The following is a 19,885-nucleotide window of genomic DNA, read 5'->3' as shown; positions in this document are numbered from 1 at the left end:
TCAGGGAGAAGCCCGGCCACTTCCCGGCGAGGAGCGGCCTCATGGGCATCGGCTCCTCGCAAGTCTCGACTTAATCCGTGCGAAGGATGGGACTCAAGAGTCCACGCGCGAGCCCTGGCCCTCTGTTCACCGAACCAGCCGCCCCGCCAGGGACTTCAGCGCGCCGTGCAGACGCGGTGCCCCTTCGCGGAAGCGATTGTTCAGCTCATCGATGACACGGTGGCGCATGCCCTTCGCGCTCGCGCCATCGGCCCGCGCCCGCGCCACCCGCTCCTCCACGGTGCCCAGCGACGTGAGCATCCGCAACTCGGGGAGCGCATCCACGGGCCCTTCCTTCTCGGAGCCCGTGAAGCGCTGCTCGCAGGAGGCGATGCCGCCCAGGAAGGCGGGCTCGAAGAGAGCCGCGAGGCGCAGGGGCAGCTGGAAAGCACGCTCGGCGGTCCGCTCGAGCGGAAATGGCCCCAGGCGCGAACGGTCCACCACCAGGGCGAACAGCAGCGAGGGCTCCCGGTACAGCTGCGTCGGCTCGAGATGCTCGCCGAGCGGCAGTGGCCGCTTGTGGGGCACGAACCGCTCCGAGCCCTCGATGGGCGTCCGCCGCGCACGGGACACGGCCCAGGCGGCCGGGCCTTCGCGCAGTGTCTGGACGAGCTTCACGTAATGGTCCGGGTAGACGACGCACGCGGCATCGAGGAAGGCCAGATACCGGCCCCGGGCGCGGCGAGCCCCTTCGGCGAACGCCCCTCCGGCCTCCGCCTCGATGAGCTCGAACGTGTAGCCACCGATGGCCTGATAGCGCTCCAGCAACTCACGCGCGGCCTCATCCCGCTGGGGAGTGACGAGGAGGATCTCCAGCGGCTGGTGCTCCTGGCACGCCAGCGAGAACAGGGCCTCGTCGAGCAGCGGGCGCGCCTGCGTCTCACCGGCCCACAGCACCACGCTGAGAAGCTCCGGGACGAGGGCGCGCGAGGCAACCTCCTCCCGGCCCCCAGCGGGTGCGAGCGCGTACAGCAACACGTCCGATTCCGTCCTCGGGGCGAGCTGGGCGAGGAGACCTCTCAGCGCGGCCTCCGTCCCGGTGGCGAGCGTCGTCGTCCGGGGCTGACAAGGCACCTCACGGCGCGCCAGCACCTTCAGCCCGAGCGCCGCGAAGCAACGCGCCAGGGACTCCTCGGTCACTCCAGGGACCACAGGAGCCTGGCCGGAGAGCATCTCCAGCAGCGCGGTCGAGGAGGCCGCGTTGCGAGCCCCCAGCAACAGCGTGGCGGAAGGCACGGCCACGGAGAGAGTCCTCAGCAGCGCCTCGAGCCCCTGCGGGCCCACCTCCCCGGGCAGCACCACATGAGAGGGAGCCAGCCCCGCGAGCCGCTCCTCCAGCGGACTGTCCGGCCCCGAGCCCCGCTCCAGAGCAAGAACGGAACACCCGGCGGCCACCAACCGCTCCGCCAGCACCGCATCGGGCGCGAGCAACAACACGCGAGCCCCCGCCTCCACCTGCTCCAGCACCCAGGCGTGCAGCGGCACCTGCTCCACGAAGGCGGGAACTCTCACCAGCGAGCCCCCGCGAAATCGAGCCGATGGGAGAAGTCCGCCACGCGGGCGAGCGCGCGGGAGGGCCGTTCCAGGGCGGGCTCGGGGAAGGGAGGCCCACCCAGCTCCGCGTACTGCTGCAGGCAGGCTCTGGCAAAGGCCGCGTTGCCATACTTCGCGCCGAGCAGCGCGCCGCTGCGGCGAACGCTCTGCTCCCGCCGGGGACTCACCTCGCGCGTCACCGTGTAGTGGTGGGCGAGCGCCGCGGGCGCCACATGCGTGGAGAAGCCCGCGGCACGGGCGCGCCAGGAGAGGTCCACGTCCTCGCAGTACATGAAGAAGCGCTCGTCGAAGCCCCGCTCGGACTCATACAGCGCGCGGGTGATGAGCAGCACACAGCCCGAGCACCACGGCGTCTCATGCGAGACGGGGTGGTAGGGCTTGGGGTGCTCGTCCGGGAACATGCGGGCCTCGACCAGGCCCGTGCGCGGATGGCGTCCCGCTTCGGCCACCAGCTCGCGGATGCAGTCCGGGTGCAGCACGGCATCGGGGTTGACGCACACGTAATGGCCCACGCCGGGCTCGGCGAACGCCCGCGCCATCATCTGGTTGTGCGCCACGCCGAAACCCAGGTTGCCGCCGGAGGGCCGGTAGTCAGCCCCGGGATCCAGCTCCGCCAGCACCGCGCCCAGCGACGCATCCGGCGAGTTGTCGAGCCACATCACCTCGAACGGAGGCACGCCCGGCGAGCGCCGGTTGAGCCCGAGCGAGGCCACCAGCCGCGACAGCTCGCGGCGGGAATTCCGGTACAGCACGACGCCCAGGCGGACGCCGCCGGCTTGGCGATTCACCCATTCCTCCTGGCCTGACTCACGAGACCGCGCTGTGCTGGGACTCCGCCTGGGACTCGATGATCCACCGGTGGGGCGGGCGCACCAGGCCCTCGCTCTCGATGGGCGAGCGCACCTCGAAGGAGCTCGGCTGACTGCCACTGGAGTACGCGGTGCCGTTGGAGGAGCGGGCCGTCACGTCCAGCAGGTACCGGCCCGGGGACAGACCCACGCGATCGATGATGAAGCGCATCGTGCCGCGCTCCGGCAGCGGGGCGGGCAGCGACACCGACTCGAGGAAGGTGTTCGTCCCATACACCTGCGTGCCGTCCTCGCGCCGGATGTCCACCGCGAAGCCCGCGTCCGACAGGGGCCGCAGGGTGGCGAAGTCGACGCGCACCTCCAGGCCCTGCTCGGTGTCCACCACCACGCCCGTGGGCCCCTTGGGAGCCACGAGCTCCACCGACCGGAGCTCCACCGGAAGCCCGGCGCTGGCACCGTTCTCCTCGGACGCCCCGGGAGCGGACGCGTCTGCATCCTGGAGCCCCGGGAGCGCACCGCCGCCCGGGCTGAGGGCCGGGGCCATGAGCGGAGTGCCCTGGGCCTCGGCCAGGCGCAGCGCCTGCTGGTAGTGACGGATGACCTTGGCCGGCTCGCCCACCTCGCGGATGCGCCCACCATCCAGCCACGCCGCGCAGTCGCACCAGTTGGCCACCGTGCCCAGGTCGTGCGTCACCAGGACGATCGTCTTCCCCTGCTTCTTGAACTCCGTCATCTTGGCGAGGCTCTTCTTGCTGAAGTGCTCGTCGCCCACGGCGAGGATCTCATCGATGATGAGGATGTCCGGGTCCACATGCGTGGCCACCGCGAAGGCCAGCCGCATGTACATGCCGCTGGAGTAGGTGCGCACCGGCTCGTCGATGAAGTCGCCCAGCTCGCTGAAGGCGATGATCTCATCCATCCGCTCGCGCACCTCGGAGCGGCTCATGCCCAGGATGATGCCGTTGATGAGGATGTTCTCCCGCCCGGAGAAGTCCGGGTGGAAGCCGGCGCCCAGGTCCAGCAGCGCGGAGATGCGGCCGTTGATCTCCATGGTGCCGGAGGTGGGCGCGTAGATGCCGGTGATGATCTTGAGCAGGGTGCTCTTCCCCGAGCCGTTGCGCCCGAGGATCCCCATGGTCTTGCCCTTGGGGATGGTGAGATTGATGCCGCGCAGCGCGGTGATGAGGCGCGCTTCATCCGCCTGGCGCTCGCCTCGCAGCCAGCGCAACAGCTCGGACTTGAACGTCGTGTACTCGCCCCGGATGGTGCGCTTCCGGAAGCTCTTCACGACGTCACGGATGACGATGGCGTCCTTGGATTCGTGCATGGGAAACTAGATGGACTCCGCGAATTCCTCGCGGCGAGACTCGAAGAGCCACGAGGCGCTCCACAGCAGCGCCACCGAGGCAACCGCCAGGGCCACCAGGGGCATCCCGTTCGGCAGCCGGTGATCGTAGAAGATGGCCTGGTAGGAAGTGATGAGGATGGCCACGGGGTTGGCCAGGGTCACGAGATCCCTCATCTTCGGATCCGCCACGGTGCTGACCTGGTACAGGACCGGCGAGGCGAAGAACCAGAGCGTGAGCAGGTTCTGCACGATGTGCTGCAGGTCGCGGAACGTCACGTTGATGGCGGAGATGATGTAGACGAGCCCCATGGTGAAGACGAGCTGGATGGCGACCACGAGCGGGAAGACCACGATGTGCCAGCTCGGCCACACGCCATAGAACGCCCCCAGGGCCAGCAGCAGCGGCAGGGAGAGGACGTAGTTGATGAGGTTGGTGGCCACGACCGTGGTGGGGAGGACCTGTGCCGGAAAGCGCACCTTGGTCATCAGATCCCGCCGGTCACTGATGGTGCTCGCCCCGGCGCCCACGGAGCTGGAGAACCAGATCCACGGCAGCAGGCCCACGAACATGAAGAAGGGATAGTTCGGGATGTTCTGCCGCATCACCACGGTGAAGAGCAGTGCGTACACCAGCATGTGAAGGGTCGGGTTCAGGAACGTCCAGAGAAACCCGAGGACCGAACCGCGGTAGCGTGCCTTCAGCTCGCGTTGGACGAGGCTGATGAGCAACCCCCGGTATTGGTACAGCTCACGGAAGTGGCGAATCATGTGGGCGGCCTTCATATAGCAGGCCGGAGCCGGGAAGCGAGGCAGGCGGACACACGGGCTCTTGCCTCTCGCCTCTCACTCGCGGCGGCGGAGGAGGGTTGTCTGCGTGCTCGCACCCATGAGCAGCAAGCATCTGTCATTGCACGGCCGAGGCAACCCCAGCCACGGCCGACCGTGCGCGTCGCGGGATCGCCCAGAAACAAAAAGGCCCCCTGGTTTCCCAAGGGGCCTTCTTTCTGGAGCGGGAAAAGGGATTTGAACCCTCGACCCTCGCCTTGGCAAGGCGATGCTCTACCGCTGAGCTATTCCCGCATCAGGTCGGAGTGTGGAGCGGGAAAAGGGATTTGAACCCTCGACCCTCGCCTTGGCAAGGCGATGCTCTACCGCTGAGCTATTCCCGCGTCTCTCGACTCCTGATTACCTCCGGCGTTGCCTCGCGGCGCCGTCGAAAGTGAGGGGGGATATACAGTTCGGTCCCAGATGCGTCAAGCCTTCTGTGCGTCCGCTCCGCTGCCCCGCCTGGCCAGCATGGAGAGGAAGGCACGGAAGTAGACGACGGCACTCCACACCGAGAACGCCCCCGACAGGTACACCAACACCTGGCCCACCTTGTTGAAGTCCACGGGGGACGCGTAGAAGCCCACGTCGATGACGTGCTCGTAGTGGACGCAGAGCGAGATGATTCCCACGAGCTGGAGGGACGTCTTCCACTTGCCCTCCTGTCCGGCGGCGATGACCATGCCCTCGCTCGCCGCGATGGTGCGCAGGCCGCTGACGATGAACTCGCGCGCCAGCAGCACGATGACGACCCAGGCCGCGATGCGTCCCAGCCGCACCATCATCACCAGGGCCGCCATGGCGATGAGCTTGTCGGCCAGGGGGTCCATGAACTTGCCCACCACGGTGATGAGGTTCCACCGGCGCGCCAGGTAGCCGTCGATGACGTCCGTGATGGAGGCCACCGCGAACACCGCTCCCGCGTAGAGCGAATAGAGCGGATCCGCGTCGTAGGTGAACCAGACGAAGACGGGAATGAGGAGGATGCGCCCCAGCGTCAGGATGTTGGGCAGGTTCCAGAATTCCTGGACGAGCACGCTGGGCTGGCGCGCCGCCCGACGCCGCGCCCGCTCCTCCTTCTTCTGCCGCTTCCGCAACGCACGCTCTGCTCGGTCCATGGAGGTGCTCTTCTACCGGACTGGCAGGGAGATGAGGGCAAATCCTTCACCACTCAGTTCCACGGCGACCAGAGGGAGCTCGCTCCCGCCCGGCAATTGAACCATCCGGGGAGTCACCTTGCCCTGCCAGCCGACCAGATGGGTCAGCGGCACCGTCACCGGTATCTCCCCGGAGACGGCCACCGAGCGCAACACCCCGGTGAGACTCAGCACCACCCGGCCCTGCCCGCGCAGGTGGACCAGATCCAGGTCCGGCGCGATGTCCGAGGGCACCTTGCCATTCTCGAAGGCCACCGCCTCCTCGAAAGCGAAGAGGCATTCCTCGCGCAGGTAGGCGCCCTCGTCCCCCAGGTCCAAGGCCAGGAAGCAACGCGACTCGGCAGACTCGATGAAGAGAACCCCCGTGCCGCTGGCGCGCACGACCTGGCCCTCTCCCTCTCCGAAGAACTCGTCCGTGGCGCGGCCCCGGAAGCGCTTCATCTCTTGCTGGAACTGGAGCTGTCCCGCGTAGGCCACCAGCCCCTGCAGCCGCGTGAGCAGCTCCCCCTGCACGTACGCGGAGAAGCTGGTGGTGCCCACCCGGAAGGGATGAGCCTCGGTCGCCCCCGCCAGCGCCACCGCCGGAGCCCACTCGGTCAGCACCGGCACGTCCGCTCCAAACCGGAAGGCCACGGCCTTCGACGGCAGCTCGGGGGTGGCCCCCTCCAGCGACTCCGGGAGCGGCTCGCTCGCCGCCACCGCCGAGGACGTCTCCTCGAAGGCCGCGTCGGTCTCCGCCTCGACGTTCCCGGCCGGCGCACTCGCGCCCGCCCCCTGCGTCGGGGAACCCGGTCCCTCGTCCTCGGCGAACCGCAGCTCCTCGTCCGCATTCTCAGCGGCCGGACTGGCGGCGGGTGTGTCGTCCAGGCCGAACTGCGCACCCCACTGGCCCTCGGAGGGAGCGGCCGCTGGACGGGCGGCGGTCCCCGAGGCCCGGGGAGTGAAGGCCGTCCGGGCGGGGGCGGGCCGGGCGAACTGCTCGCCGGCGATGGCCCGGGCCATCTTGTCCGCCATCACCTCGCTGCCCGCCTGGATGAAGTGCTCGCGGGCGCGGCCATACGCCCCGGCCTGCGCCAGCGCGAGCCCCAGGTAGTTGTGCGCCTTCTTGTGGTCCGGCTGCAGATCCGTCGCGGCCTCGAACTCGCGCATCGCGCGTTGGAGGGCGTTCGTCTTCAGGTAGACCAGTCCCAGGTTGACGCGCAGCGTGGCGTCCACCGGGTTGTCGCGCACCAGCGCCTCGTAGATCTCCGCCGCCCGGTCGAAGAGGCCCAGCTTGAAGTAGGCCAGCCCGAGCAGGTTGCGGCCCTTCTCATTCCTCGGTTGAAGCTGGTGGGCCCGCTCGAGCAACTGCCGGGCCTCGTCCGCCCTGCCCTGCGCGAGCAGCTCGCCACCCTGGTAGAGCTGCTTGAGAAAGTCCTCATCAACGGGGCTCTTCGGCCCCCGCCCCGTCACGCGCGTCGTCGCCATCGGAATCCGTCCCGCGGGGCTCGCCCTTCGCGAGCCGTTCGCGCTCTTTGTAATGGAAGTAGAGCTGGAGCACCTTGCGAACGTAGGCCTGCGTCTCCGGATACGGTGGCACCTGCCCCCCGTACTTGCGCACGGCGTCCGGGCCCGCGTTGTAGGCGGCCACCATCTTCACCATGTCACCGCCGAAGGTGTTGGCCAGCACACGCAGGTAGCGCACGCCCCCCTCGATGTTGTCCCGGCTGTCGAAGATGTCCTTCACGTACATGTCCGAGGCCGTCCCGGGCATGAGCTGCATCAACCCGCTGGCGCCCTTGGGGGACACCGCGTTGGTGTTGAAGTTGCTCTCCGTGTGCATGATGGCCCGCACCAGCGCGGTGGGAATGCGGTAGCGCGTGGCGGCCGAGACGATGTGCTGCTCGAGCTCCTCCGGGGTGCGCGCCCGGCCCTTCACGGGAGCGGTGGGCGCAGGCGCCTCGGTGAAGGTGCCCTTGAGCTTGCTCGCCTTCTTCGCGCCCGAGGGTGGGACGTTCGTATAGACGATGGTCCCGTCCTTCTCCACGTACCTGTAGATGCCCTCGGCCGCCCGGGCTCCCAGGGGGGCAAGCAGCAGCGAGGGCAGCAGCAGAAGGAAATGGGGTCGCATAGCGGCCCCCCAACCTTAGATCTCCGCCCAAAAGTCCTCAAGAAATCGCCTTGTTTCCGGCACTTACAGCCATTAAGGGTCTGACACATGCCCCATCGGTTCGACTTCCTGGTTTTAGGTGGTGGTGTAGCCGGCCTCTCGTTCGCCCTCCAGGCGGCCAGGCACGGCACCGTGGCGGTCCTCACCAAGCGCGAGCGGTACGAGAGCAACACCGCCTATGCCCAGGGCGGCATCGCCAGCGTGCTGTCGCCCACGGACTCCTTCGAGGCGCACATCCAGGACACCCTCGAGGCCGGCGCCGGCCTCAACCACCTGGACGCGGTGGAGGTGACGGTGCGCGAGGGCCCGGAGCGCATCCGCGAGCTGGTGAAGCTGGGCGCCGAGTTCAACCGGGGCGTCTCCGGTGAGTTCGACCTCACGCGCGAGGGGGGCCACTCGCAGCGGCGCATCATCCACTCCGGGGACATCACCGGGCGCGAGGTGCAGCGCGCCCTGGTGGAGGCCTGCGACGCACAGCCCAACATCACGTTCTTCCCCAACACCTCGGCCATCGATCTGATTCTGGACAGGAGGCCGGGCCCGGGCATCCCCAGCCGGTGCCTGGGGGTGTACGCGCTCACGCCCTCGGGGCACATCGAGCGCTTCATTGGAAAGGTGACAGTGCTGGCCACCGGAGGGGCGGGCAAGGTGTACCTGTACACCTCCAATCCGGACGTGGCCACAGGCGACGGCGTGGCCATGGCGTACCGGGCGGGCGCCGAGGTGGCCAACATGGAGTTCTATCAGTTCCACCCCACCTGCCTGTACCACCCCGAGGCCAAGAGCTTCCTCATCAGCGAGGCCCTGCGCGGCGAGGGCGGCAAGCTGCGGCTGAAGAACGGGCAGCAGTTCATGGACCGCTACCACCGCCTGGCGGAGCTGGCTCCGCGCGACGTGGTGGCGCGCGCCATCGACGCCGAGCTCAAGCGCACCGGTGACGACTGCGTCTACCTGGACATGACGCACCTGGGGCGCGCCTTCCTCATGGAGCGCTTCCCCAACATCTACGCCACGTGCAAGGCCTTCAACATCGACATGGCCGTGCAGCCCATCCCCGTGGTGCCCGCGGCCCACTACATGTGCGGCGGCGTGGTGACGGACCTGAAGGGCCGCACCACCCTGCCCGGCCTCTACGCCATTGGCGAGGTGGCCCACACCGGCCTGCATGGGGCCAACCGGCTCGCCTCCAACTCGCTGCTGGAGGGGCTCGTCTACGGCCACCGCGCCGCGGCCGTCTGCGCCGAGGAGGTGCGCACCCTGTCCCCGCTCAAGGAGGATCCGCCCGAGTGGGACGAGGGCAGCGCGGTGGACTCGGACGAGAGCGTCGTCGTCACCCACAACTGGGATGAGATCCGCCGCCTCATGTGGAACTACGTGGGCATCGTCCGCACGGACAAGCGCCTGATGCGGGCGCGCCGCCGGTTGGAGCTGCTGCGCGAGGAGATCCGCGACTACTACTGGCGCTTCAAGGTGACGCGCGACGTGATCGAGCTGCGCAACATCTGCGAGGTGGCCACGCTGATCGTGGACTGCGCCAGCCGCCGCAAGGAGAGCCGAGGCCTGCACTTCACGCTGGACTACCCCAACATGGACGACCACCGGTGCAAGCGTGACACCGTCGTCCGCCGCGAGCTCTGAGCGCCGGATGACCCACCCGTCCGATCCACCGGGAGCGCCGGAGCCCTCCGGCCCCGAGACTCCCGACGCCGAGCCCGCCGGCCCCTTCGAGCAGCGCCGCTGGCCTCCCGTCTGCGCGGCCATCATCGGGGGCTCGGTGGTGCTGTACGTGCTGGATGTCCTCCTGAGCCAGGGCGCCACCCTCAAAGGCGGCCTGGGCCCCGTGTTCCAGTGGACCGCCCTCTATGGGCCCCTCGTCCAGGGCGGCCAGTACTGGCGCGTGCTCACCTGCGTCCTCTCGCACGGCAGCCCCCTCCACCTGTTCTTCAACATGGGCGTGGCGTACTCGCTGGGTGTCCCCCTGGAGCGGAGCATCGGCAGCGGGCGCTTCCTGCTGGTCTCGCTCGTCACCGCGATGGGCGCGTCCGTCTTCTCCCTGCTCTTCGATTTCAAGGTGCCCACCGTGGGGGCCTCGGGAATGATCCTCGGCTGGGCGGGCGCCATGTTCGTCACCGCCGGGCGCGAGTTCCGCCGCAGCCTCCTCTTCTGGTTCGCCCAGGTGGCGGTCATCAGCCTGCTGCCGGGAGTGAGCTGGTCCGGGCACCTCGGCGGGCTCCTCTTCGGTCTGCCCATGGGCATCGCCCTGCGCTCCGGGCCCCGCGTCTTCGCCCGTGCCGCGCCGTTGCTGCTCGCCATCACCGTGGCGGTGGTCTACATCGCCGCCCACCCGGAACGTTTTAGAGGGACTCCATGACGGCGGAACTCAAGTCGGTGTGCGTCTTCTGTGGCTCGCGGATGGGCGCCCGACCGGACTACCTCGAGGGGGCCAGGGCCCTGGGCACGGAGCTGGCCCGGCGCGGGCTCGCCCTCGTCTACGGCGGCACGAGCGTGGGGCTGATGGGCGCCATGGCGGACGCGGTGCTCGCCGGGGGCGGCAAGGTGGTGGGCGTGCTGCCCAAGGTGCTGAGCGATCGGGAGATCGCCCACCCGCGCCTCACCGAGCTGCACCTGGTGGACTCCATGCACACGCGCAAGGCGATGATGGCCGAGCGCGCGGATGCCTTCATCGCCATGCCCGGCGGCGTCGGCACCTTCGAGGAGCTCTTCGAGATCACCACCTGGGCCCAGCTCGGCATCCACCACAAGCCCATCGGCCTGCTCAACGTGGCGGACTTCTACGCGCCGCTGCTGGCCCTCATGCGGCGCGCGGTGGACGAGGGCTTCATCCCCGAGACGCGCGCCCAACCCTTCGCGTGCGAGGCCTCGCCGGCCGCGCTGCTGGATCAACTCCAGAAGGTCGGACAGCCGCTCGCCGCGAGCAAGCCGGTGCTGCGGCCCGAGCAGACGTGAGCGCCGGGTGCGCGCCTCAGTGCGCGTGCACCCGCATCTCCACCTTGCCGAGCGACGAGGACATGCGCAGCACCACGCGCTCGGTGTTGGGGGTGATGACGGGCTTGCCGTCCGCGAACATGGTGGGGAAGCGCACGCGGTAGCCCACCCAGAAGGTGCCCATGTACGGGTAGTAGGCGCGCATCTCCATGTCCGCCCGGCCCAGCCGCTCCACGCTGACGGGCCGCACCTCGCCCGAGGGCGTCACCATCACCATGTTCCAGATGGACGAGGGCCGATCGAAGTCCTCGTAGCGGTAGTTGAAGACGTGGACGCCGAGGAAGAACTCGTGCGTCTTCACCGCCTCCGCCATCTCCTGTGTGATCAACTCCTGCACACGCTCCTGCGTCAGCGACTTGAAGACGGCCGCCCGGTGGAGGCGGGCCTCGCGGAACGGCTGCGTCTGCAGGGTGGCCGCGGCGAAGAGCACGGTGTCGAAGCCGGTGTAGAGCTCGTCGCGATCCGAGAACCGCTCCATCACCTGCTGGTAGGCGAGCTCCTGGCGCTCGTCCTTCAGGGCCGGAGGCGGCTCCCCCAGCGTGGGGGGCGTGGAAACACAGCCCACGAGCGCCAGCATCAGCGCCGCGAGCCGCAACTGCATCTTCATGGAATGAAGTCCTTGCGGGTGAACAGGGTGAAGAGCCGGTGACCGGCGGCCTCGACGGCCTCGCGTCCGCCCTCCAACCGGTCCACCAACGCGAACGCCCCGAGCACCTTCAATCCTTCCAGCTGCGCCCGCTCGATGGCCTTGAGCGTGGAGGCGCCCGTGGTGACCACGTCCTCGAGGATGGCCACGGGAGAACCGGGGGCGAGTGCCTTCATGCCCTCGATCCACTGGCCCGTCCCATGCCCCTTGGGCTCCTTGCGGACGATGAAGGCATGCAGCGGAGTGCCCGCCAGGTAGCTGGTGAGGCTGACGGCCGAGGCGAGTGGATCCGCGCCCAGCGTCAACCCGCCCACCGCCACCGACTCGGGAGCCTCGCGCCGCACGGCCTCCAGCAGCAGCCGGCCGATGAGGTAGTGCCCCTCGGCCAGCAGCGCCGTGCGCTTGCAATCGATGTAGAAGTCCGACTCCTTGCCGGACGACAACACCACCTTGCGCCGCTCGAAGGAGCGCTCGGTGAGCAGCTCCAGCAGGCGGGCCCTGTCACGCCCGGGCGCGTCCACCTTCACAAGCGCTCCAGCCAGGCCACGAGATCCGAGGAGTAGCGCAGCTGCGTGAGCAGCTCCTGCTTCCGCGTCTCATCGAGGTCGGCGAACACGTCCGCCAGCAGCGCGAGATCCTGATTGATATCCACCAACCGCTGGGTGGCCTCCGCGGCGAGCTCGTCCGCGTCGACCTCCTCTTCCACCGTCTCGGGCGCCAGCGAGTCGTCGGTGGCCAGCGCCTTCTCGAACATGTCCCGGGCGATGGGCGTCAGCTTGCCCTCGGCCTCGAGCTGCTCCCGCTTCGCCTCCAGATCCTCCCGGCTCACCGGCGAGGCATGGATGGCGGAGGCCAGCGCCATCAGCAGCGCGTCCTCGTCCGACAGATCCGTGTGCAGGCGGGCCAGCACCCGATCCCTCTTGAGGAAGCGCAGCGCCGCCACCCGGCGGAAGCCGGAGATGACCTGGAACCGGTCCGGCGGCTTGAAGCGCACGTCCACCGGGTAGAGCTGCCCCAGCCTCGCCAGGTCCGTGGCGAGCGCGGACAGGTCCCCCACCGGGCGGATCTGGAAGGTGGAGTCCTCGTCGATCCGCTCCAGCGGGATGTGGGCAGGAGCCACGTTCCCCCGGCGGCGCGGCGCGACGGGCTCCGCGGCCTCGGCCGGAGCCGCTGGCTGCTCGCCCTGCGACGGCGCACCCGTGGCGGGCTCGGTGGACCCGGACGCGGAAGCCTCCACCGTCCCCTCCTGAGAGGAGGCGGCGGACGACTCGGGAGTGGACTCCCCGGGCGACTCCTCGGCCGGGGTGCTCGGCTTCCCGTCCACCTCGTCGATTCTGTTCTCGGCGTTCATGGCGTTCATCGGCACCCCTGGATCGGCCCGTCGTAGCGCCGCGGACGGCGGTGCGGCGGCGCAACGGCGCCACCACAACGCTTTAACGACCCTTCTTCTTCACCACGACCTTCTTCCTGGCACCCTCGCCCACCGTCGGCGGGACTGGCGCGGCGGCCGGCGGCCGGGGCGGCTCGGGGCGGGTGGGCTCGGCGGCCCTGGCGGCGGGCGGAGCAGGGGGCGCCGGACGGGCCGCCATGGTGGCCGCCGGAGCAGGCGGAGGCGCCGGACGCGCGGGTGCAGCGGCCGCTGGACGAGTGGCTGCCGGAGCGGCCGGAGGTGCCGGACGCGAGGCGGGCAGCGCCGGACGGGCCGGCACGTTGGAGCCCGGACGCACCGCGGGACGCACGGTCGCCGGACGCGGCAGCGCCGGACGCTCCGAGGGCACGCGGCCCGGTTCCACCTCACCCATGTCCACGCGGCCGCGGAAGCTCGCACCATCCACGATGATGACGCGCGGGGCATGGATGTCGCCCACCATGCGGCCCTCGCGGGTGAGCTCCACGCTCTCGGTGGCGTTGATGTTGCCCACCACCACCCCGCTGACGATGGCGTTCTTCACCGCCACGTTCGCCTTCACCACGCCCGTGGGCTCCACGATGAGGGTGCGGCTCAGCGTGAGCTCGCCCTCCACGCGGCCGCGCACGGTCAGGTCCTCATCACCCGTCAGCTTGCCGCTGATGAGGATGGACTGACCCACCACGGTGTTGTTGACGGCCCCTGGGGCCAGTTCCTTCGCGGTGGCCAAGGATCAGCGCTCCTTCGGAATGTCCATGTCGACGTTGCCCTTGAAGGAGGCTCCGTCGGCGATGAGGATGCGCGGGGCCTTGATGTCGCCCACCACGCGGCAGTCCGTCTTCAGCTCCACCTTGTCGGTGGCCGCGATGTTGCCCGTGACGCGGCCCGCGATCTCCACGTTCTGCGTCTCGATGTCCGCCTCAACGACGCCGCTGCCCTCGACGAAGAGGCTCTCCTTGAGGGAGATCTTCCCCTTCACCGTGCCCTGGATGACCAGATCCTCGTCACCGGAGATCTCACCGTCGATGACAATGCTCGAACCAATGACCGTATTCGCCATGAGTGTTGTCCACCCCTCCCGAAGGGTTCAGCCGGCCCCGAGGGCCGCTTAGATGTCGTCCGGCAGTTTCACGTCCATCTCGATGGAGCCGTTGAAAACGGCCCCATCTTCGATGACCACGCGCGGGGCCTTGATGTCCCCCGCAACCTTCGCCGAGGCATTGATGGCCACCCGGCCCGAGGCGTCGATGTTGCCACTCGCCTCGCCGTTGATGGTCAGCTCCTCGGCGCGAATGTCCGCCTGGACCTTTCCGGTGCCTTCGATGGTCAGGTGGTTCTTCAGGGAGATCTGCCCCTCTACCCGACCCTCGATGATGAGATCGCCGCCACCGGTGAGATTGCCCCGGATGACGATGCCCTTGCCGATGATGCCCGTCTGCTCGCCCTGTGCCATGCGGTGACCCTCGGAAGCGTCCTCGCCAATCGAAGTGTGCTCTGTAAGGAATTGGAACCTACGTCAGAGATGCGCGGAGATCCAGTTGGAGATGTCTCGCTGGACCTCCTCCTTGCCGAGCTCGTTGAGCGGCTCGTGACGCATCCCCGGATACACCTTGTACACCTTGTCCTTCGAGCTCACGGCCTCGAAGAAGGCACGGCCCGTCTCCACGCTCGCCACGCCGTCCTCCGCTCCGCTGAGCAGGAAGAGCGGCAGCTTCACCTCCGAGGCGAGCGTCATCACCCGGGCCTGGGCCTGGGTGGACTCGATGAACCAGCGCGGGGTCACGATGTGATTGTAGAGGGGGTCCTGACGCACTGCCTGCTGCACCGCCTCGTCCCGGCTGAGATCCTTGGGCGTGAGCTCCGTCTTGATGGGCATCCACGGAAGGACCTTGCCTACCGCCCGGGCGGCCACGAGCTTCAGCGCGGGCGGAGTGATGGCCAGCTTGAAATAGGGTGCTGACAGCACCATGCCGCTCAAGCCCTCCAGGCCGCCGCGCCCCAGCAGGTGCACCGCCATCAGCCCGCCATGGCTGTGCGCGAGCAGGAAGACCTTGCCCCCGTTGGCCGCGCTGCGCACCCGCGCCCAGAAGCTCGCCAGGTCGTCCAGGTAGTCGGGCCAGGAGTTGCAGAAGCCGCGGCGACCATCGGCGCGGCCATGGCCGCGATAGTCGAAACCGTGGACAGCGAACCCCTGGGCCGTGAGCGCATCGAACGTCGTGCGGTAGCGGCCGATGTGGTCGCCATAGCCGTGCACCACCGCCACATGGGCGCGGGGCTGCTCCGGCTGCTCGGACATCCAGTAGAGCCGGAGTCCGTCCTTCCCAGTGAAGAAACCCTCGTCGAAGCGCGCCATGGTGTCTGCGGAAGACATTAGCGACCTGAAGCACCGGTGGATAGAAACTTCAGCTTCCGTTCGATGAGCGCCCGCTGATCGGGCGGATCGGCGGCCTCCGGATTCAGGGCCAGCACCTCGAGCGCGCGCCTCCAGGCTCCGGCGGCGTCACCCGAACGCGACACGCGGTGGTAGGCATCGCCCAGGTGCTCGAGGATGACGGGCTCCTCGGGCTCCAGCTCCGCCGCCCGCTCCAGCGCCTCCACGGCGCGCGGATAGTCGCCGCGCTGGTAGTGGATCCACCCCAGTGAGTCGAGGAAGGAGCCGGTGTCCGGACGCAGCTCCAACGCGCGCCGCACCAGCCGCTCCGCCTCGGCGTAGTCCCGGCCCCGCTGGGCCAGCAGGTAGCCGATGAAGTTCATGGCCGCCGCGTGGTTGGGGTCTACCTCGAGCACGCCGCGCATCGAGGTGATGGCGCCGTCCTCGTCCCCCTGCTCCAGCAGCACGGTGGCGAGCAGGTAGCGCAGCGACGTCTCCCGGGGCTCCCGCGCCACCGCGTCCCGAAGCAGGGTCACCGCCTCGGCGGAGCGCCCCAGGCGCCGCAGGGTGGAGGCGAGCGCCTCGTAGAGCTCCGGCCCCGGTTTGCGCTCGAGGGCCTCCCGCAGCGAGGCCACCGCGCGCTCCGCCGCTCCACTGCGCTCGAGGGTCCGGGCCTGCTGCACCTGGAGCTCCGCGTCGTCGGGATGCTCGGCGAGGGCGTCGCGCAGCAGCTCGAGCGCGGCCGCGTGCTGCCCCGCCAGGGAGAGGCAGACGGCGCGGCGGGTGCGCGCGTCGGAGAAGAACTCATCAGAGGAGGCAGGCACCTCGGCGTAGGCGGCGGCCGCAGCCTCGTAGTGGTGCAACCGCTCGTGCACCACGCCCGCGTAGAAGGAGGTGCGCGGCGATGCCCCCTTGCCCTTCCGGGCGGCATCCAGCACCTCGACGGCGGATGACGTGTCCCGCGCGGACAGGAAGGCCATGGCCACCCGGACGGCGAGCTCCGGATCCCCGGAGAGCGACAGCAGCCGGTCGAAGTACGCCCGCGCCCGCGTCGACGAGTCGAGCCGCAGGGCGATCCGGCCCGCGCTCAGCAGCACCGCCTGGTTGTCCGGATCCCTCTCCAGCGCCCGAGCCAGGCAGTCCTCGGCCTCGGCGAGGCGCCCGGCCTTCTCGTGGAGCTGCGCGAGCGCCGTCAGGGACTCCGCGTCACCCGGGTCCCGCTCGACGGCCCGCGCCAGCATCTGCGCGGCCCGAGCGGCATCACCACGCTCGGCCAGGGCCAACCCGAGGCGACGGTAACCGGAGGCCTCGCCCGGCAGCGCCACCGCCAGCTCCTCCACCACCTTCACGGCCTGCTCGTTCGCGCGGCCGTCCAGATGGAGCTGCGCGAGGACGAGGTAGGCCTCGGGCTCGCGGGGCTTGAGCTGGATGGCCTGGCGCAGATGCACCCGGGCGCGCGCGGGCTTGCCGGCCTCCATCAGCACGCGTCCCAGCATCAGCCGCCCGGCGTAGTACCGGGGGTGGCGATCCACCACGCGGCGCAGCTCGCGCTCGGCGCGCGTCAGGTCCCCCAGACGCGCGTATTCCTCGCCGAGCTGCGTGAGCAGGTGCGGATCATTGTCGTCGGTGGCCAGCGCCAGGCGCAGCGCGTCCGCCGCCTCCCGGTGATTGCCCTGGAGGCTCAGCAGCTTCGCCCGCAGGTAATGCGCGTAGCTGGCGGACGAGGCGATGCCGTCATCGTGGGCCGCCGCGGAGAGGGCCTCGCTGATGGCCGACCGGTCCACCGGGGGCCGACGCGAGGCGGGCGCCGCGGCTGCACCCAGCCCCACGAGGGCCAGGAGGGGCACGGCTCGGGTGAGGGTTCGACGCAGGCGCACGCCGCCGAGTCTAACCCGGGCCTACAGCTTCGGCACGGGGGTGGGCGCCCCCAGCCGCTCCAGGATGCGCTCCGCCGGCTCGCTGTCGTGGCTCACGTCCGCCACCGCCGACCGGTACTCCACCCCTGTGTGCTTTTCGACATCCGGCAGCAGGCGGCCGATGACGTTGCGCCCCGCTTCAACATTGCACTCGGGCAGGACGACGGCGAGCACGCCCTCGCCCAGGTGGCCGAGGATGTCCTGCGTGCGCAGGCGGGCGCGCATCACGTCGGGGATGCCTCGCAGCATGTCCTCGAGCACGGGGCGATCCGGGCGGAGCACGGCGAGGCTCACCGGCCGGCTGTAGCGCCGCCCGCGGCTCACCTCGTGGTCGAACCTCAGCATGAGGCCCCGCCGGTCATAGAGCCCGGTGAGGGGATCGTTCCCGTTGCGCCGCATGAGCGAGGAGGAGCGCTCCAGCTCGCTCTCGGCCTTGCGCAGCTTGAGGGCGCGCTCGGTGCGGGCCAGCAGCTCCATCGCGTTGAAGGGCTTGCTCATGTAGTCCACCGCGCCCAGGTTGAGCGCGCGGACCTTGTCGGCCACGCCCTGGTGGGCGGACAGCAGGATGACGGGGATGCTCGCCGTGTCCGAGGAGGACTTGAGCGCCACCGCGGCGTCCAGGCCGTCCAGCTTGGGCAGGAAGACGTCCATCACCACCAGATCCGGCTTCGCCGAGCGGGCTCGCGCCAGCCCCTCGGCGCCATCGCGAGCCACGTCCACGCGGTAGCGAGAGCGCAGCACCTCCACCAGCACCGCGGCGATCTCCGGCTCGTCCTCCACCACCAGCACGCGCGGCTGCTCGGCCGTCTCCTTGTTGGGGAGTGCCTGCACCGCGCGAGAGACCTCCTGCGCCAGCGGCAGGGTGAAGATGAACGCGGCGCCACCCTCGGGCGGGGCCTCGGCCCAGATCTCCCCGCCGTGCAACTCCACGAACTCCTTGCAGATGGCGAGCCCCAGTCCCGTGCCCCCACCGCCCTTGGCACCACTGCGGTAGCGGTCGAAGACGAGCGGCAGCTCCTCGGGGGGAATGCCCTTGCCGTCGTCCTGCACCACGATGCGCGCCACGTCCCCGTCCGGCCGCGCCAGCCGCGAGGCCTTCACCACCACCTCGCCCGCGTCCTGCGCGTGGTGGATGGCGTTGGTGATGAGGTTCTGCAGCACCTCGTGCAGCTTCAGCTCATCGCCGATGAGCATCATGCTCTCGGGGGCATCGGCCTTCAGAGCCACCCCGCGCTCGGCGGCCAGAATCTCCAGCTCGGTGACGCTCTCCTTGCAGAGCACCGCCATGTCCAGCACTCGCGGCTCGATGGACAGGCGCGCCACATCGCCCTTCCCTCGCTCCAGCAACGACTCCACCAAGCCGAGAATCTTCCGGCCCTGGCGGATCATCGCCTCGGCGGACTGCTTCTGCTGCGGATCCAACCCGCCTTCCAGCAGCAACCGGCCATGGCCCAGCAGCACCTGCAGCGGGGCGCGCAGGTCATGGCTGCACACGGCGATGATCTCATCCTTGAGGCGGTTGAGATCCTTGAGGCGGCGGTTGGCCTCGGTCAGCTCGCGGTAGCGCTCCACGTAGGCCAGCTCGAGCTCGTCGCGCTTCTTCTTGAGCGCGGTGTGCAGGCGGGCGTTGCGGATGCAGTTGGCGAGCGCCGCCGCCACCGCCTGGGCGAACTCCTGCTCGTCCCGGCCAAAGCCCTCGGAGCCACGGGAGATGCGCAGGAAGAGCGCGCCGAGCAGCTCGTCCTGGCACACCAGCGGCTGCACGAGGATGGAGCGCACGCCGAGCGGCGCGATGGTGGGACGCACCTCGGCCATCAGCGGATCCCGCTGGGCCTCCTCCACCAGCACCGGCTGGCGCGTCTCCAGGGCCCGGCGCAGCTCGGGGTAGCGCGCCAGGTCCACGTCCAGCGACAGACCGGGGTCCTCCAGGGTGGCCACCACGCTCGCGGTGCGCGAGTTGATGTCCTCCACCAGCACCACGGAGCACCGGTCCGCGTTGATGACGGCGCCCACCTTCTCCACGGCGAGGCGCAGAATCTGATCCAGCTCCAGCGAGCTGGTGGCGGCCTGGGTGATCTCCAGCAGCCGCTCGGTGCGGTTGCGGGTGCGCTCGATGAGCCTGCGCTCGCGCAGCGCCGAGTCCAGCCGAGGGGTGAGCTCCTCCAGACTGCGCACCCAGTCGTCCACGGGCAGCTTGCGCAGCACCTCCGAGCGCGAGCGGGTGAGATCCGCCAACACCCGGAGCTCGCGCAGCCGCGAGTCCTGACGGACGACGGAGAGCGCCTCGGTGGCGCGCTTGCCCGTGGCCGACATGAGGATGGCATCCGGCCGCAGCGACTCCGCCAGGCCTCCCAGCTCCTGCATGTCCTCGGTGATGGCCCACTGGAAACCGCTGTCAGTCAGATGCGCGAGCAGGGCCTCGGAGGCCGCCCGCGCGCCGACCACCAGGACACGACCACGTGACCCCGCGAGCTCTGCCCTCACGAAAACCCTCGGCGTGCCTGATGGTGCGTGTCCATGTGGAGAGGCCGGAAATTTTTCAAGAAAGCGTCAACCTTCATACGCGGGTCCGAATCATGCCGCTGAAGCTGGCTGGGGGCCAGCGTGTCGGACTCGACGGGTCTGGGCAAGAATTGTGAGCCGGGTCCCCCCGCGTA

General features: G+C 69.5%; 19 protein-coding genes and 2 tRNA genes. 3 read left to right on the top strand and 18 right to left on the bottom strand.

From position 1 onward, the window contains the following. Nucleotides 1-126 precede the first annotated feature (126 nt). The 9 genes from DAT35_RS51280 to DAT35_RS51240 all read right to left on the bottom strand — a co-directional run bounded on the left by DAT35_RS51280 (nucleotide 127) and on the right by DAT35_RS51240 (nucleotide 7,842). Entirely contained in the window at nucleotides 127-1,551 is a 1,425-nt protein-coding gene (locus tag DAT35_RS51280; protein WP_108076804.1) for a glycosyltransferase family A protein, read from the bottom strand. Further along, a complete protein-coding gene (locus DAT35_RS51275; protein WP_108076803.1) occupies nucleotides 1,548-2,381 on the bottom strand; it encodes a glycosyltransferase family 2 protein in 834 nt (277 codons plus the stop codon). Before DAT35_RS51275 ends, DAT35_RS51280 begins: the two co-directional genes overlap by 4 nt. A 19-nt stretch (nucleotides 2,382-2,400) precedes the next feature. Beyond that, a complete protein-coding gene (locus DAT35_RS51270) occupies nucleotides 2,401-3,729 on the bottom strand; it encodes an ABC transporter ATP-binding protein (protein ID WP_108076802.1) in 1,329 nt (442 codons plus the stop codon). A gap of 6 nt (nucleotides 3,730-3,735) precedes the next feature. After that, nucleotides 3,736-4,518 (bottom strand): ABC transporter permease, encoded by a 783-nt coding sequence (locus tag DAT35_RS51265; RefSeq protein WP_108076801.1) that lies wholly within the window; start codon nucleotides 4,516-4,518, stop codon nucleotides 3,736-3,738. Nucleotides 4,519-4,755: 237 nt separating this feature from the next. Next, nucleotides 4,756-4,830 (bottom strand) — tRNA-Gly (locus DAT35_RS51260). Between the two features lie 14 nt (nucleotides 4,831-4,844). Continuing rightward, nucleotides 4,845-4,919 (bottom strand) — tRNA-Gly (locus DAT35_RS51255). An 84-nt stretch (nucleotides 4,920-5,003) separates the two neighbouring features. Continuing rightward, complete coding sequence (gene pgsA, locus DAT35_RS51250; protein ID WP_108076800.1) at nucleotides 5,004-5,693, bottom strand: CDP-diacylglycerol--glycerol-3-phosphate 3-phosphatidyltransferase; 690 nt, start codon at nucleotides 5,691-5,693, stop codon at nucleotides 5,004-5,006. Nucleotides 5,694-5,705: 12 nt separating this feature from the next. Further along, nucleotides 5,706-7,199 carry a tetratricopeptide repeat protein gene (locus tag DAT35_RS51245; RefSeq protein WP_108076799.1) on the bottom strand — a complete coding sequence of 498 codons (1,494 nt, stop codon included), beginning with the start codon at nucleotides 7,197-7,199 and terminating at the stop codon, nucleotides 5,706-5,708. Continuing rightward, entirely contained in the window at nucleotides 7,153-7,842 is a 690-nt protein-coding gene (locus DAT35_RS51240) for a lytic transglycosylase domain-containing protein (protein ID WP_108076798.1), read from the bottom strand. Before DAT35_RS51240 ends, DAT35_RS51245 begins: the two co-directional genes overlap by 47 nt. 87 nt (nucleotides 7,843-7,929) lie before the next feature. Between DAT35_RS51240 and nadB the strand changes: the two genes are divergently transcribed. From nadB to DAT35_RS51225, 3 genes are read left to right on the top strand one after another with little or no spacing between them, the layout of a single operon-like run. Beyond that, nucleotides 7,930-9,519 (top strand): L-aspartate oxidase, encoded by a 1,590-nt coding sequence (gene nadB / locus DAT35_RS51235; protein ID WP_108076797.1) that lies wholly within the window; start codon nucleotides 7,930-7,932, stop codon nucleotides 9,517-9,519. Between the two features lie 7 nt (nucleotides 9,520-9,526). Further along, on the top strand, nucleotides 9,527-10,252 hold the full coding sequence (locus tag DAT35_RS51230) for a rhomboid family intramembrane serine protease (RefSeq protein WP_108076796.1): 726 nt from the start codon (nucleotides 9,527-9,529) through the stop codon (nucleotides 10,250-10,252). Then, complete coding sequence (locus tag DAT35_RS51225; protein ID WP_108076795.1) at nucleotides 10,249-10,848, top strand: TIGR00730 family Rossman fold protein; 600 nt, start codon at nucleotides 10,249-10,251, stop codon at nucleotides 10,846-10,848. The genes DAT35_RS51230 and DAT35_RS51225 overlap by 4 nt, the downstream gene beginning before the upstream one ends. Before the next feature lie 16 nt (nucleotides 10,849-10,864). Here DAT35_RS51225 and DAT35_RS51220 read toward each other — a convergent pair whose 3' ends face one another. The 9 genes from DAT35_RS51220 to DAT35_RS51180 form a co-directional block, all read right to left on the bottom strand. Next, entirely contained in the window at nucleotides 10,865-11,494 is a 630-nt protein-coding gene (locus tag DAT35_RS51220) for a hypothetical protein (protein WP_108076794.1), read from the bottom strand. Continuing rightward, complete coding sequence (gene pyrE / locus DAT35_RS51215) at nucleotides 11,491-12,060, bottom strand: orotate phosphoribosyltransferase (RefSeq protein WP_199243254.1); 570 nt, start codon at nucleotides 12,058-12,060, stop codon at nucleotides 11,491-11,493. The genes DAT35_RS51220 and pyrE overlap by 4 nt, the downstream gene beginning before the upstream one ends. Next, on the bottom strand, nucleotides 12,057-12,893 hold the full coding sequence (locus DAT35_RS51210) for a ParB/RepB/Spo0J family partition protein (RefSeq protein ID WP_233262200.1): 837 nt from the start codon (nucleotides 12,891-12,893) through the stop codon (nucleotides 12,057-12,059). The genes pyrE and DAT35_RS51210 overlap by 4 nt, the downstream gene beginning before the upstream one ends. Nucleotides 12,894-12,966: 73 nt before the next feature. After that, on the bottom strand, nucleotides 12,967-13,671 hold the full coding sequence (locus DAT35_RS51205; RefSeq protein ID WP_108076793.1) for a polymer-forming cytoskeletal protein: 705 nt from the start codon (nucleotides 13,669-13,671) through the stop codon (nucleotides 12,967-12,969). A 3-nt stretch (nucleotides 13,672-13,674) separates the two neighbouring features. Continuing rightward, nucleotides 13,675-14,001, bottom strand: a complete 327-nt coding sequence (locus tag DAT35_RS51200; protein WP_108076792.1) for a polymer-forming cytoskeletal protein — start codon at nucleotides 13,999-14,001, stop codon at nucleotides 13,675-13,677. A 48-nt stretch (nucleotides 14,002-14,049) separates the two neighbouring features. Then, on the bottom strand, nucleotides 14,050-14,394 hold the full coding sequence (bacN, locus tag DAT35_RS51195) for a bactofilin BacN (RefSeq protein ID WP_108076791.1): 345 nt from the start codon (nucleotides 14,392-14,394) through the stop codon (nucleotides 14,050-14,052). 63 nt (nucleotides 14,395-14,457) lie between these two features. Then, nucleotides 14,458-15,294 (bottom strand): alpha/beta hydrolase, encoded by an 837-nt coding sequence (locus DAT35_RS51190; protein WP_108076833.1) that lies wholly within the window; start codon nucleotides 15,292-15,294, stop codon nucleotides 14,458-14,460. 17 nt (nucleotides 15,295-15,311) lie between these two features. Next, nucleotides 15,312-17,189 (bottom strand): tetratricopeptide repeat protein, encoded by a 1,878-nt coding sequence (locus DAT35_RS51185; protein ID WP_108076790.1) that lies wholly within the window; start codon nucleotides 17,187-17,189, stop codon nucleotides 15,312-15,314. A 21-nt stretch (nucleotides 17,190-17,210) separates the two neighbouring features. After that, entirely contained in the window at nucleotides 17,211-19,712 is a 2,502-nt protein-coding gene (locus DAT35_RS51180) for an ATP-binding protein (protein WP_108076789.1), read from the bottom strand. Nucleotides 19,713-19,885: the final 173 nt, after the last annotated feature.

Source organism: Vitiosangium sp. GDMCC 1.1324 (assembly GCF_003044305.1).
Taxonomy (GTDB): domain Bacteria; phylum Myxococcota; class Myxococcia; order Myxococcales; family Myxococcaceae; genus Archangium.
Note: the sequence above shows the minus strand (reverse complement) of the source record. Positions and strands in the feature narration are given on the sequence as shown.